This is a genomic window from Brevibacterium jeotgali, assembly GCF_900169175.1.
Taxonomy (GTDB): Bacteria; Actinomycetota; Actinomycetes; order Actinomycetales; family Brevibacteriaceae; genus Brevibacterium; species Brevibacterium jeotgali.
In genome coordinates this window covers 164401-176895 of sequence record NZ_FXZM01000004.1, presented here as the reverse complement: position 1 = coordinate 176895, position 12495 = coordinate 164401, and the positions used below count along the sequence as shown (strand labels likewise).

Genomic DNA, 12495 nt, shown 5'->3' with positions numbered 1-12495 from the left:
CGGCCGGTAGTCTGGGGGCGTGAGGGGAACGGGCACGACCGAGGCGGCACGAGGCCACGCGACCCTGTTCCTCGACGTCGACGGCGTCCTCAACTCCTATCCCGTCGCGGGCCTGAGGTACCTCCGGGAGCGTCGTCGCAGGGCACGTGCCTGGGCGTTCGAGCTCCACTACCGCCCGCAGATCGTCCGCGCACTCGATCGGCTCGTGGAGACCCACGACGTCGACATCGTCTGGCTGTCGACGTGGTCGCATCGCTGCACCGGGGAGCTGGAGCCGGCGCTGAGATTCCGGCACTCGTTCGACGTCGTGCCGATGCCGGACGACTCCTTCAACCGCTTCGCGGGCGACCCGCACGTGTGGTGGAAGGCGATCCACATGTCCGCGTGGCTCGACGACGACCCGGACCGCCGTGCGGTGTGGGTCGACGACGACCTCGCCGCACCCGTCACCCGCGCGCACTTCGCGCAGCGCTACCCCGACCGCCTCCTCATGGTCGCACCGACGTTCTCCGAGGGCCTGCTGGCGTCCCACCTCAGCACGATCCGCGACTTCCTCGACCTCCGGTCGCGCAGGGAGCGTCGCGCCGCCCGCCGGGCCGGCCGCAGCGGTCGGGCCCGACTGCTGACGCGGAAGGCCACCGAGTCCGCCCTCGATGCCCAGCCATCCGCTGCCCCCGCCGCCGACGAGGCCGCCGGGGCCGCCGGGCCCGCCAGGGCCGACCGGGAGGGCACACAGTGACCCTCTCCACTCCTTCCGCGCGGACGGACGATCGCTCGCTGCGCATCGGCTTCCTCGACTCCGGCCTCGGCCTGGTCGGGTTCGCGGACGCGTTGCTCGCCCGCGCGCCGGCGACGGACCTGGTCCTCGGGATGGACCCCGCGAACAGTCCGTACGGGGCGCTGACCGCGCAGCGGCTCACGGAGGTCGTCCTGGCGTCCGCGGGCTCGCTCGCGCAGTGGAAGCCGGACGCGATCGTCGTCGCCTGCAACACCGCGAGTGTGCACACCCTGGGCGCCCTGCGTGCGGAGTTCGAACCCCGGATCCCCATCATCGGGACGGTGCCGGCGATCAAGTCGGCCGCTGCCACGAACCGCCCCTTCGCAGTCTGGGCGACGGATGCGACGACGGCCAGCGACTACCAGCGCCGCCTCATCGATGCGTTCGCCGCGGACCTTCCTGTCACGCGGGTCGCCGCGACCGGCCTCGCCGATGCGATCGACGCCGGTTCTGCTGAGCGGATCGACGCCGCCATCGCCGAGGCCGCCGCCCGGACCCCGACCGACGTCGCCTCCGTGGTCCTGGGTTGCACCCACTACGGACTCGTCGCGGATCGCATCCTGCGCGAGCTCGCGCGGCGCGGGATCACCGGCCTCACGCTGTTCGACTCACCCGACGCCGTCGCCGCGCAGACGCTCCGGCGTGTGCGGGCGACGCATGCTGCGGGTGTGGCGGCGGTGCCGCTGGGTGCAGCGACGGCACCTCTGCCCATCCTGGCGGCAGGTCCGTCCGGTGCCGACGGCGGAGACCCGCAGTCCTCTGCGACGACGACCACAGATGCACCACTGCCCGGGACCGGCGACCTCACCAGCGAAACGGGCGGCCGCGTCCTCGCCACCTATCTGTCCGGGGAATCAGGTCGCCTGCCGGCGGTGTTGGACACGTATACCGCGGGACGACGACTTCTTGAGAGGGAGACACCATGACGATGCCGATCGGCGGGTTCCAATCCGCCGGAGACCCGGACGTGCTCAAGAAGATGCTGGGACGGCTGCGGATGTCGTTCATGATCCAGGGCGGCTTCGCGATCGTCGCGGGCCTCCTCTTCCTCGTCTGGCCGTTCGAGTCCGCGACCGCCTTCGTGTTCGTGTTCGCGGTGTGGCTCCTGACGTCCGCAGTCCTGTCGGCGGTCTTCTCCGTCGTGCGCAAGCAGGGCAGTCTGCTGGGCACACTGGTGCCGGCCGCACTCGGCATCCTGCTCCTCTTCATCCCCGAGGCCGCGGGCGCCATGATCGTCTTCCTCGTCGCCTTCGCGTCCCTGCTGGTGGGCGGCCTGTCGGTCGCCCTCTCGCTGAGTGTCCGGCGCATGGGTGTGCAGGGCTGGTGGCTCACGCTGCTGGCCGGCGTCCTGGCCGTCGGCTATGGATTCCTCGCACTGTTCAACCCTGCCGCCGCGCTCACGGGCCTGCTGTGGGCGCTGGGCGTGCTGCTCATCATCATCGGCGTCGCCGTCATGCTGCTGGGCCGGCGCATCGGGAAGATGGCGGTCCACACCCCGGGTGCCGGAGGAGCAGGCTTCGGAGGGCCCGGCATGCCGGGCATGCCCGGATTCGGCGGGCCCGGAGCGAGCGGCCCCGGCCGCAGCGGCACCGACGGCTCCGGTCGCAGCAGACACGATGACGACGTCATCCCCGGCGAAGAGGTCTGAGCCGCGGTCCTGCACTCCTCGATCCGACGCAGATCGGTCGTCCGCCTCGGCGAACCACACTGTCCCGCCTCGGCACTGTCCCAACCCAGCTCTGTCCCAGCCCAGCTCTGTCCCGGCCACGTATCTGTCCCGCGTCAGGTCTGCCCCGCCTCGGTACTGTCCTGTCCCAGCTCTGTCCCGGCCCAGGCCCTCATCGCAGTCGTGCGGTGAGGGCCGCTGCGGTCCGGTGCACCGGCTCGACAGTCGTCGGCGCACCAGCCGCCGATGCCTCATCCGCCGGGTCCGCCACGCTGACCCCGATCGCTGCGATGGGCCTCTCCAGCACATCGAACACGGCCGCCGCGATGGTTCGGACGCCGGGCGTGACCTCGCCGTCCTCCTGCGCGTACCCGCGCCGACGGGTCAGTGACAGCTCGGCACTCAGCTGCGAGAGCATCCGCGGCCCCCGCCCCGTCCGATTGACGAACTCGGTCTCGCCCTGCAGCGCGGCCAGCAGCTCCGGCTTGGGCAGATGCGCCATGATCGCGCGCCCCGTGGCCGTGAGGTAGCCGGGCAGCCGCACACCCGCCGCGGTAATGAGCGCCAATGACCTCGGCGAGCTCTCCTTCAGCAGATACACCGTCTCCCACCCGCGCAGGACAGCCAGCTGCGCGGTGCCGCCGGTGTCCTCCGCGAGCTGCCGCACCAGCGGTGCTGCGAGATTCTGCAGCGGGTTCGTCCGCAGGTACGAGGCCCCCAGCTCGTGGACGCCCGGGCCCAGGACATAGCCGGCCTCGACCCGCTGGACCATGCCGAGCTCCTCGAGCACGCCCAGCAGGTCATACACCGTGGACCGCGGCAGCCCGAGCAGCCGCACGAGCGTCCCGGCGCTCACTGCGCGGTTCGAGGCGGACAGCTGGCGCAGGATCGCGATGCCGCGGCGCAGCGCCGGGACCTCGGCACTCATGTATCCAGCCCCAGTGCGGCGTATGCGTCGCGGTAGAGCGCGCCGATGCCGCCCAGCGTCGTGTGCCGGCCATCGCGCACCCGCACCCGCCCGGCGGTGACGACGGTGTGCACGTCCGCCGCGGTCCCCGCCAGCACCACCTGCTCCGCCACCGACCCGCACGTCCGAGGGCTCGCAGGGTCCACCGCGAAGAGGTCGCACACGCGGCCCACCTCGAACGACCCTGCTGGCAGATCCAGGCTGCGTGCGCCTCCCGTCGTCATCGCGTCGACCAGCTGGGCTGGGGCGAAGCGTCCGCGCTGCCCGGAGCGCAGCCGTGCTCCCGCTTCGAGTCCCTGCAGCTCCCGCAGAGCGTCGAGCACCACATGCTGGTCGGAGCCCAGGGCGATCGTCGCTCCCGCGTGCGCGAGGTCGAGCGCCGGGCCGATCCCGTCCGCCAGGTCCGCCTCCGTGGTGGGGCACATGACGATCGTCGTGCCCGCTGCACCCAGCGCCGCGATGTCCTCGTCCGTCAGGTGTGTGGCGTGCACGGGCGACAGGGCGGGGCCCAGGACGCCGGCGCCTTCGAGCACCCCGGTGGGCGTGCGGCCGTGGGCCGCGAGGCAGGTCTCGTTCTCCGCGGGCTGCTCGGACAGGTGGATGTGGACGGGCCCGTCGAGTTCGTGGAAGCGGGCGATGTCCGCCGCGGGAACGGCTCGCACGGAGTGGATCGCGGCCCCCAGCGTGACGAGCCGCGCACCCTCGCCCGCGAGGGACGGGGTGCTGGTCCGAGGGACACCCGCAGTCGCCCGTCCGTCGGACCAGCACCCCGTCCCTCGCGCGGAGGAGGAGCGCGCCGCGAGCATGCGGGCGAGGGCTGCGTGCCTGCGGAGGTAGCCCTCGATGTCGCCGTCGCCGAACCGCGCCTGCTCCTCCGACAGCTCCTCCCCGATCGTCCCGGTGAGATAGCAGGTGTCGAGGAGGCGCAGGCGGATGCCGACGTCCTCTGCCGCAGCCGCGAGCGCCAGCTCCATCGCGTGTGCACCCGCAGGCGGAGCGACTCCCGCTTCCGCTGTGTCCGCCGCGCGGTCCGCCTCCGCTTCCCCTGCGATTCCATCCGCGTGCCCGTACGGCTCGCCGTCAGGTGCGTGATGGACGTAGTGGAACTCGCCCACACTGGTCCACCCGCCCGCGAGCATCTCCGCGAACACGGCCCGCGCCACCACTCGATATGACTCCGGGGTGAGTCGCCGCGCCACGTCGTACATGACCTCGCGCCACGTCCAGAAGGTTCCCCCGTCTGCGTGGGTGCGCCCCCGCAGCATCCGGTGGAACGCGTGGGAGTGCGCGTTCACCCCACCGGGGAACGCGATCCCGGACAGGTGCTGGAGGGGCGCGGGCGCGGCTGCGGCTGCGGGCGCACCTGTCCTCCCATCGGGAGCGGCTCGGTCCGGAGACTCGGCTGCGACCTCGGCGGCGGTGACCCCGACCCGCACCTCGGAGAGGACGCCCGCCTCGTCTGTTCGCAGCAGCACACCGTCACGGACGGCGCCGTCCACCCAGGCGCGCTCGCACCAGAAGTTCGCGGCCCCGGCCGCCACCGAGTCTCCGGCTGGGTCCGAGTCTCCGGCTGGGTCCGAGACCCCGGCCGGCACCGCGGCCTCCCCCGTCGCCGAGGTCGCAGGCCGTGCCGACGTCACGGCCGGTCCTCCGCTCCCGGATCTCCGGTCGCCGATTCCTCCACTCCCAGTTCCATCGCGAGCGCGTCGGCGAGCCTGCGCACGCCTGCGCGGGCGTCGTCGTCCTCGCAGGCCTCCTCCGCCGCATGGGACACACCGGTGGGGTTGCGGACGAACAGCATGGCGGACGGCACGTGCGCGGCGAGGATGGCCGCGTCGTGGCCGGCTCCCGTCGACTGCGCCGGAGCCTCCGGCAGGAGCGCGGACAGCCGCCGGGTGAAGTCTGCGTGGAAGTGGGTCGTCGGCGAGTACGACTCCTGGTCGACGGTGAGCGTGACCTCCTGGTTCCGGTATCCGGCGCCGGAGGCTCGGTCGCGGGCCCGCGCCGCGATCTCCTCGAGGACCTCCTGGACGACCTCGTCGTCGGGGTGACGAATGTCCAGCCACACGTCCATGGCGGAGGCGATGACGTTCGTCCCGCCCGGGTGCACCCGCGTGCGGCCGACCGTGGCCACCGCCCCGTCGAAGCGGCTGACGATCGTCGGGATGTCTCCGATGGTGCGTGCCGCAGCGACGACCGGGTCCGCTCGGCGTGCCATGGGGGTCGTGCCCGCGTGATTGCCCTGCCCCTCGAAGCGGACGTGCCAGCGGCCGTGCCCGAGGATCGACGATCCCACCGCGACCGGCTGATCCGTGTTGATCAGCCCCACGCCCTGCTCGACGTGCAGTTCGAGGAACGAGCCGATGCGGCTCAATCGCTCGTCGTCTCTGCCGACCCGCTCGGGATCCAGGCCGTGGCGGGTGAGGACCTCTGCGAACGTGTCCCCGCGATCGTCGGTCATCGCGAGCGCTCGCTTCGGCCCCACAGCCCCCGTGAGCAGGCGCGACCCCAGGCAGGAGAGGCCGAACCGGGATCCCTCCTCCTCCGGGAACACCGCGATCGCCAGCGGTCTGCCCGCGCGTGCGAGCCGTCCCGACTCTGTGAGCTCGTCGACGGCAGCAAGCGCCGAGGCCACACCCAGCGGTCCGTCGAACTCACCGCCCCCGGGCACCGAGTCCAGGTGGGAACCGGTCACGACCGCGTTCTCGCCCGGCGGCGTCGCCCACGCCCACGTGATGCCGTTGTGGTCGACCTCCACGTCGAGGCCGCGGGCCTCCGCTTCCGCGACGAACCATGCGCGCAGATCGCGCTCCACGCGACTGAAGCCGGGGCGCAGGTAGCCGGAACCTCGCGGGTCTCGGCCGGTGTCCTTGATCTGTGCCAGCAGGGAGACGACGTCCGTCATGGTGATCCTCCTCCAGTCCGATGAAGCGGGTGTGCAGGTCAGTGGGTGAGCGGGCCAGTGGGTGTGCGGGTCAGTGGGTGTGCAGGTCGATGGGCCTCAGAGAGCGGTCGGGGCCCCGGCAGCGGCGGGGTCGGCGGGGTCGGCCGGGTCGGCCGGGTCGGCCGGGTCGGCCGGGTCGGCCGGGTCGGCCGGGTCGGCACGCTCATCGGGTTCGGCGGGTTCTGACGCCGCGAACTCGGGGAGCACGCGCACGAGGTGGGCGGCGGAGTCTGCGGCGGCGAGGACCTCACCGGACCGGACCAGCGCGATCGTCGCCTCGAGCTCCGGACTGAGGAAGCGATCCGGGCCCGGGCCGGGGACCTCAGGCCGCAGGCACTCGAGCACAGCAGAGGAGACGGGCGACGGCGCGGCCTCGCGCAGCTCCACTCCGCGGGAGGCCGCGTACAGCTCGATCCCCACCACGTTCGCGAACGCGTCGACGGAGCGACGCAGCTTGCGGGCTGCGGCCCATCCCATGGACACGTGATCCTCCTGCATCGCCGATGAGGGGATGGAGTCGACGCTGGCGGGCGCGGCGAGGCGCTTCATCTCCGAGACGGCGCCGGCCTGCGTGTAGTGGGCGATCATGAGTCCGGAGTCCACGCCGGGGTCGTCCGCGAGGAACGGGTTCAGGTCCTGGCTGCGGGACGTGTCCATGAAGCGGTCGGTGCGGCGCTCCGCCATCGAGGCGACGTCGGCCAGCACGATCGCCAGGAGATCCAGCGCGTAGGCCAGCGGGGCGCCGTGGAAGTTCCCGTTGGAGGAGACCGTGCCGTCGGGCAGGACGACGGGGTTGTCGATCGCCGCGCGCAGTTCGCGGGAGGCCGTCTGCGCCGCGAAGGAGACCGCGTCACGAGCCGCTCCGTTGACCTGCGGGGCGCAGCGCAGGGAATACGCGTCCTGGACGAGGTGCGTCGAGTCGCGGTGGCTCGCGACGATGCCGGAGCCCGTGAGCGTCGTGACCATGTTCGCCGCGGCCTCCGCCTGTCCCGGATGCGGGCGCAGCGGGTGGTGGAGATCCGGTCGGAAGACGCGGTCCGTGCCGAGCAGACCTTCGACGCTCATGGCGGCGGTGACGTCGACCGTCGTGAGGACGACGTCGACGTCATGCAGGGCGAGGATCAGCATGCCGAGCATCCCGTCGGTGCCGTTGACCAGCGCGAGCCCCTCCTTCTCGCGCAGTTCGACGGGATCGATCCCGGCCTCGGCGAGAGCTTCAGCGGCCTGGACCGGCGCAGTGGGGGTGCCGTCGTCGGCCAGCGGCCCGTGGACCTCCCCCTCACCCATGAGGACCAGCGCGCAGGCGGACAGGGGCGCGAGGTCCCCCGAGCAGCCCAGCGACCCGTACTCGTGGACCACGGGGGTGATCCCCGCGTTGAGCAGAGCGACGTAGGACTCGAACGTCTCCGTGCGCACACCGGTGCGACCGGTCGCGAGGGTGCGGGCGCGCAGGAGCATGAGAGCGCGGACGACCTCGGGCTCGACGGGTGTGCCGACGCCGGCGGCATGCGAGCGGATGAGCGACTTCTGCAGCCGCGTGCGCAGGTCGTGGGGGATGTGGCGCTGGGCGAGCGCGCCGAACCCGGTGGAGACGCCGTAGACCGGGCGGTCCGCGGTGGCGAGGGCGTCGACCGCGGCCCGGACCTCGGCGACGGAGTCCCGCACGGCCGTGGGGATCGTGACCCGTGCGCCGTGGCGTGCGACGGCGACGACGTCCGCGAAGCTCAGCGCCTCGGGATCGAGCGCGACGGGCGTCGGAGTCCGGATCGCCGTCCGGTCGCGAGAGGCAGACTGATCGCGAGGGGCAGTCAGGTCGTGGGCCGGTGCTTCGGGCCCGTCGACGGCGCGGGTGCGGTCGATGGGGGTGTCGGTCATGGGGCCTCCTTGCTGCGGGACGGAACGGTGATCGCCGGCCGGGGCCGGCTGGATGCCCTCAGGTCCATCGTCGCCCATGTGGACGCGGAACGGGAGGGGTGCGGGCGAGGTCGTGCGACGGGAGCTCGGCGGGAGCGCGGCGGAGTCGTGCAGCGGGCTCAGTGCGCGTCCTCGCCCGCGAGGAAGACGCGCTGCACCAGCGGGACCCCGGGCCGGTACATCAGCTGCACGTAGGACGGAGCGTCGAGGATCGCGAAGTCTGCCCGGGCGCCCGGGGCCAGGTGGCCGACGTCCGTGCGGTGGAGTGCGCGCGCGCCTCCCGCCGTCGCGGCGTGGAGTGCCTGCGCGGGCGTGAAGTGCATGTCGCGGACGGCCACGGCGAGGCAGAACGGCATGGAGTTCGTGAAGCTCGACCCGGGATTGCAGTCGGTGGCCAGCGCGAGGTCCACTCCGGCCGCGAGGAACCGGCGGGCGTCCGGATAGACGGCCCGAGTGGAGAACTCGGCTCCCGGCAGCAGAGTCGCGACGGTGCCGGCGGCTGCGAGAGCGGCGAGATCCTCGTCGGTCGCGTGGGTCGCATGGTCGGCGGAGGCGCAGCCGGTGCGCGCGGCGAGCTGGAGTCCCTCCCCGTGCTGGAGCTGGTTCGCGTGGACGCGGGGCGTGAGCCCCGCGGTCTTCCCCGCGGCGAGGATGCGCTCCGTCTGTTCGGGGGTGAACGCTCCGCGGTCGCAGAAGACATCGATCCACTTCGCCGTGGTGGCCCGCGGGATGACCTCGTCCACGATGAGATCGACGTAGCCGTCCGGGTCGTCCGCGTACTCGGGCGGGACGATGTGCGCAGCGAGCAGAGTGGACTCGTCGGAGTGGCGGGCGATGATCTGCAGTGCTCGCAGCTCGTCCTCGACGGTGAGGCCGTAGCCGGTCTTGATCTCCAGCGTCGTCGTGCCCTGGCGTCGCGCCTGATCGATGAGGTGCACGAGATTCTCCTCGAGCTCGTCATCGGTGGCCGCACGCGTTGCCGTCATGGTCGTGCGGATGCCGCCGGCGGAATAGGACTGTCCGGACATCCGGGCCGCGAACTCCTCCGTGCGATCGCCGGCGAAGACCAGGTGGTTATGACTGTCGACGAAGCCGGGGATGACGGACCGGCCCGCGACGTCGATGGTGAGGTCGTCCGAAGAGGCGGACGGGGCATCGGCGACGGGGCCCGCGAAGACGACGCGACCGCCGTCGACGATGAGCGCCGCATCGTGCAGGACGCCCAGCCGGCCACCGGGGTCCGCATGGTGGGCGTGGGCGGGGTCGTTCGTGACCAGCTCTGCGATGCCGGTGATGCGGGTCGTCATCGGGGCTCCTCCTGGCTGCGTGCAGGGCAGTGCCAGCGGACCTCGTGCGCCGCGGCGCGGGGACCCGCACACTGCCCCGAGCGGGCGTGGTCAGGCCAGTATGTGCGCTGGAGGACGGGTCGGGACAGAGCCGCGTGCGGCCGCGTGTCCGAGGTTTCGGACACCCGTCCCGTGCACGGGCGATCCTCGAACCGGCTTCGAGTGCCGCGGAACCGCTGACGCTGTGGTCAGGAGCGCAGCCCGACGTTGTCGCGCTCCTCGTTGTACTGACCCAGCGCGTGCGCATCGAGCGCCGCCGGGATACGGGCCTCGTCACCGGAGGTGATCACTTCCACCAGTGCCTGATGCGCACCGATCCGAGCATCCACGTACTCGCCGCTCCGCTCGTCCCCCGGGTTGGCCACATCCACCACGCTCGCACGCAGCGAGTCCAGGAGCCCCAGGTAGAGGTCGGACAGCACCGAATTGGGCGTGATCCTCGCGATCCGCGCGTGGAGGTCCCAGATCTTCGCGAGGAATGCACTCGCATCGCCGCGCGCCTCACGGATCCTCTCCATCGCGACTGCGAGATCGTCGATGTCGGACTCCCGACGATGCAGCACCGCCTCCTCGAAGACCATCGACTCGAGGTGGTCGCGGACTGCGATCATCTCCGTGATCCGCTCCGACTGCTCCCCCACATCGAGAAGAGTCCTGCCCAGCGTCACGAGCGGGTTGCCCTTCGCGACGAAGACTCCCCCGCCGGGCCCCGGACGCGCCACCAGGCGCCCGCGGTCGCAGAGGACCCGCACGGCCTCGTTCACCGTGGCTCGGGCATTGCCGGACCACTCCTGCAGCTCGGTCTTGGTCGCCACCAGATCACCGGGCTTCAGGTCCCGGTCTGCGATGAGCCCCTCGATCCGGTCCGCCAGTCGGTCGCCCTGTGTCCGGCGGTCTTCGAAGAACTTCGCATTGTGCATAGCGGAACCGTATCCGTTCTGGATCCGGCAGATCCCTTGACGTGTGTTTCACGTCACACTAGCATCAGGGCTAATGGTTACAACCATTACGCGTGAAGTCGACGATGCTCGCGCGATCTCGACAAGGGAGTCGACATGAAGAAGTCACTGTGGTCCATCGCTGCGCTCTCACTGGTGCTCGCCGGCTGCGGCGGTCCCGCAGCCGAGCAGGCAGGCGCTGAAGGAGGCGGTGAGAGCGGGGAGACGCCCACTCTCACGGTCGCACTGCCCACGACCAGCTGCCTCGTCTCCATCGAGAACTATGTGGCACAGGAGAACGGCTTCTTCGAAGAGGAGGGCGTGACGATCAACCTCGAGGCGGTCAACGGTTCCGCCGGCGTCCTCCAAGCCATCGCCGCCGGACAAGCCGACTTCGGGGGACCCGGTGCCACACCGGTCCTCGCCGCCCTGGAACGGGGGGAGGACATCCAGTACTTCCTGAACGTCCGCCCCGGCGGCTCCTTCTACCTGGTGTCCGACAGCGACTCCGGGATCGAATCCGCCTCCGATCTGGAAGGCAGGACCATCGGCGTGGCCACCGCGGACGGCAACGAGGTGAGCTTCGTCGACGCGATCATGTCGAACGAGGGCTTCTCCACGGACGAGTACGAGAAGCTCACCGTGGGCGAAGGTGGTACCGCCGTCGCCGCGTTCGAACGCGGTGAGATCGACGCGTACGCCGCATCCGCGGACGGGTACGCCACGATCGAGCACGCCGGAATCGACATGACGGACCTGACGACCGATTCGGTCGACTACATGTTCGGCAACGGCTACGCAGCCCCTGCCGCCGTCATCGAGGACCGCCCAGACGCACTGGTCGCATACTCACGCGCGTGGATCCGCGCGGCCGAACTCGTCGCCGATGACCCACAGGCCGCCCTCGAAGCGTGCGCGGAATACCAGCCGCAGGAGCTGGAGGACGAGGACTATGCACTGTCGATCCTCGACCTCATCAAGCAGAACCGCACACCGGTCCATGAGGACGAGCCATTCGGCCACATGGCTCAGGAGGATTGGGACGCGATCCTCGCGGATGCGCTGGAAGCAGAGATCGTCACAGACGAGTCGCTCGACGTGTCCGAGGCGTTCACGAACGAACTCCTCGACCAGATCAACGAGTGATCCCCATGGATGTCGACGTCAAGACGAGCTATCGCATCGCCGACCTGACGAAGTCGTTCGACCGCGCCGGTGTCGTGGCACTCCAGGACGTGACGTTGGACGTGCCGCAGGGAAGCATCATCTCCCTCATCGGCCCCAGCGGCTGCGGCAAGTCGACTCTGCTCAGCATCATGGGCGGTCTGCTCTCACAGTCCACCGGGACGGTCGAGCTGTTCGGCGCCGATGTGGAGGGCCCGCCCCGTGAAGTGGGCATCATGTTCCAGAAGGGGACGCTCCTCCCGTGGCGTTCGGTCATCGAGAACATCCTGCTGCCGATCGAGATCCAGAGCGGGAAGAAGGCCGCTCGCACCGCACGCCCCCAGGCGGAGGCCCTGCTGACGATGGTGGGGCTCAGCGGATCCGAGGAGCGCTTCCCCGATGAGCTGTCCGGCGGCATGGCGCAGCGCGCGGCCATCTGTCGAATGCTCATCACTGAACCACAGGTGCTCCTCCTCGATGAGCCGTTCGGGGCCCTCGACGAACTCACGAGGGAGAAGATGGATCTCGAGATCCAACGGATCGCCGCCGCACAGGGGGCGACGGTCATCGTGGTGACCCACTCGATCCCGGAAGCGGTGCTCCTCTCCGACACCGTCTACGCCATGGCCACCCACCCGGGGCGGATCAGCGAGGTCATCGACATCGATCTGCCTCGGCCGCGAGAGCTCAGCATCATGGAGGATCCCGCATTCGGCCGGTACACGACCCGCGTCCGCCGCGCGCTCGACCGCGGGCATGACACCGCAGCGTGAGGAGG

At 71.0% G+C, this 12495-nt stretch carries 11 protein-coding genes; 5 read left to right on the top strand and 6 right to left on the bottom strand.

What is annotated here, in order from left to right; translation table 11 throughout:
• Positions 1-19: 19 nt before the first annotated feature.
• The 3 genes from BJEO58_RS05535 to BJEO58_RS15315 are packed head-to-tail and all read left to right on the top strand — an operon-like array spanning position 20 to position 2426.
• Entirely contained in the window at positions 20-739 is a 720-nt protein-coding gene (locus tag BJEO58_RS05535; protein WP_180951836.1) for an HAD domain-containing protein, read from the top strand.
• The gene (locus BJEO58_RS05525; protein WP_180951835.1) at positions 736-1704 is read left to right on the top strand and encodes a glutamate racemase; all 969 of its coding nucleotides are present in this window, start codon (positions 736-738) and stop codon (positions 1702-1704) included. Before BJEO58_RS05535 ends, BJEO58_RS05525 begins: the two co-directional genes overlap by 4 nt.
• On the top strand, positions 1701-2426 hold the full coding sequence (locus BJEO58_RS15315; RefSeq protein WP_101588430.1) for an HdeD family acid-resistance protein: 726 nt from the start codon (positions 1701-1703) through the stop codon (positions 2424-2426). Before BJEO58_RS05525 ends, BJEO58_RS15315 begins: the two co-directional genes overlap by 4 nt.
• A 190-nt stretch (positions 2427-2616) precedes the next feature.
• Here the strand turns inward: BJEO58_RS15315 and BJEO58_RS05515 are convergent, their stop codons facing one another.
• From BJEO58_RS05515 to BJEO58_RS05490, 6 genes are all read right to left on the bottom strand, one after another.
• Entirely contained in the window at positions 2617-3372 is a 756-nt protein-coding gene (locus tag BJEO58_RS05515) for an IclR family transcriptional regulator (protein ID WP_180951834.1), read from the bottom strand.
• A complete protein-coding gene (locus BJEO58_RS05510) occupies positions 3369-5051 on the bottom strand; it encodes an amidohydrolase family protein (protein ID WP_246075912.1) in 1683 nt (560 codons plus the stop codon). The genes BJEO58_RS05515 and BJEO58_RS05510 overlap by 4 nt, the downstream gene beginning before the upstream one ends.
• Entirely contained in the window at positions 5048-6316 is a 1269-nt protein-coding gene (locus tag BJEO58_RS05505) for an allantoate amidohydrolase (RefSeq protein ID WP_101588429.1), read from the bottom strand. The genes BJEO58_RS05510 and BJEO58_RS05505 overlap by 4 nt, the downstream gene beginning before the upstream one ends.
• A gap of 96 nt (positions 6317-6412) precedes the next feature.
• The gene (gene hutH / locus BJEO58_RS05500) at positions 6413-8230 is read right to left on the bottom strand and encodes a histidine ammonia-lyase (protein WP_101588427.1); all 1818 of its coding nucleotides are present in this window, start codon (positions 8228-8230) and stop codon (positions 6413-6415) included.
• A 158-nt stretch (positions 8231-8388) separates the two neighbouring features.
• On the bottom strand, positions 8389-9576 hold the full coding sequence (hutI, locus tag BJEO58_RS05495; RefSeq protein ID WP_101588425.1) for an imidazolonepropionase: 1188 nt from the start codon (positions 9574-9576) through the stop codon (positions 8389-8391).
• A gap of 227 nt (positions 9577-9803) precedes the next feature.
• Positions 9804-10535 carry a FadR/GntR family transcriptional regulator gene (locus tag BJEO58_RS05490; RefSeq protein WP_101588424.1) on the bottom strand — a complete coding sequence of 244 codons (732 nt, stop codon included), beginning with the start codon at positions 10533-10535 and terminating at the stop codon, positions 9804-9806.
• A 135-nt stretch (positions 10536-10670) separates the two neighbouring features.
• Here BJEO58_RS05490 and BJEO58_RS05485 point away from each other — a divergent pair, with 135 nt between their 5' ends.
• Positions 10671-11699 carry an ABC transporter substrate-binding protein gene (locus tag BJEO58_RS05485; RefSeq protein ID WP_101588422.1) on the top strand — a complete coding sequence of 343 codons (1029 nt, stop codon included), beginning with the start codon at positions 10671-10673 and terminating at the stop codon, positions 11697-11699.
• 5 nt (positions 11700-11704) lie between these two features.
• Positions 11705-12490, top strand: a complete 786-nt coding sequence (locus BJEO58_RS05480) for an ABC transporter ATP-binding protein (RefSeq protein ID WP_101588421.1) — start codon at positions 11705-11707, stop codon at positions 12488-12490.
• Positions 12491-12495 lie beyond the last annotated feature (5 nt).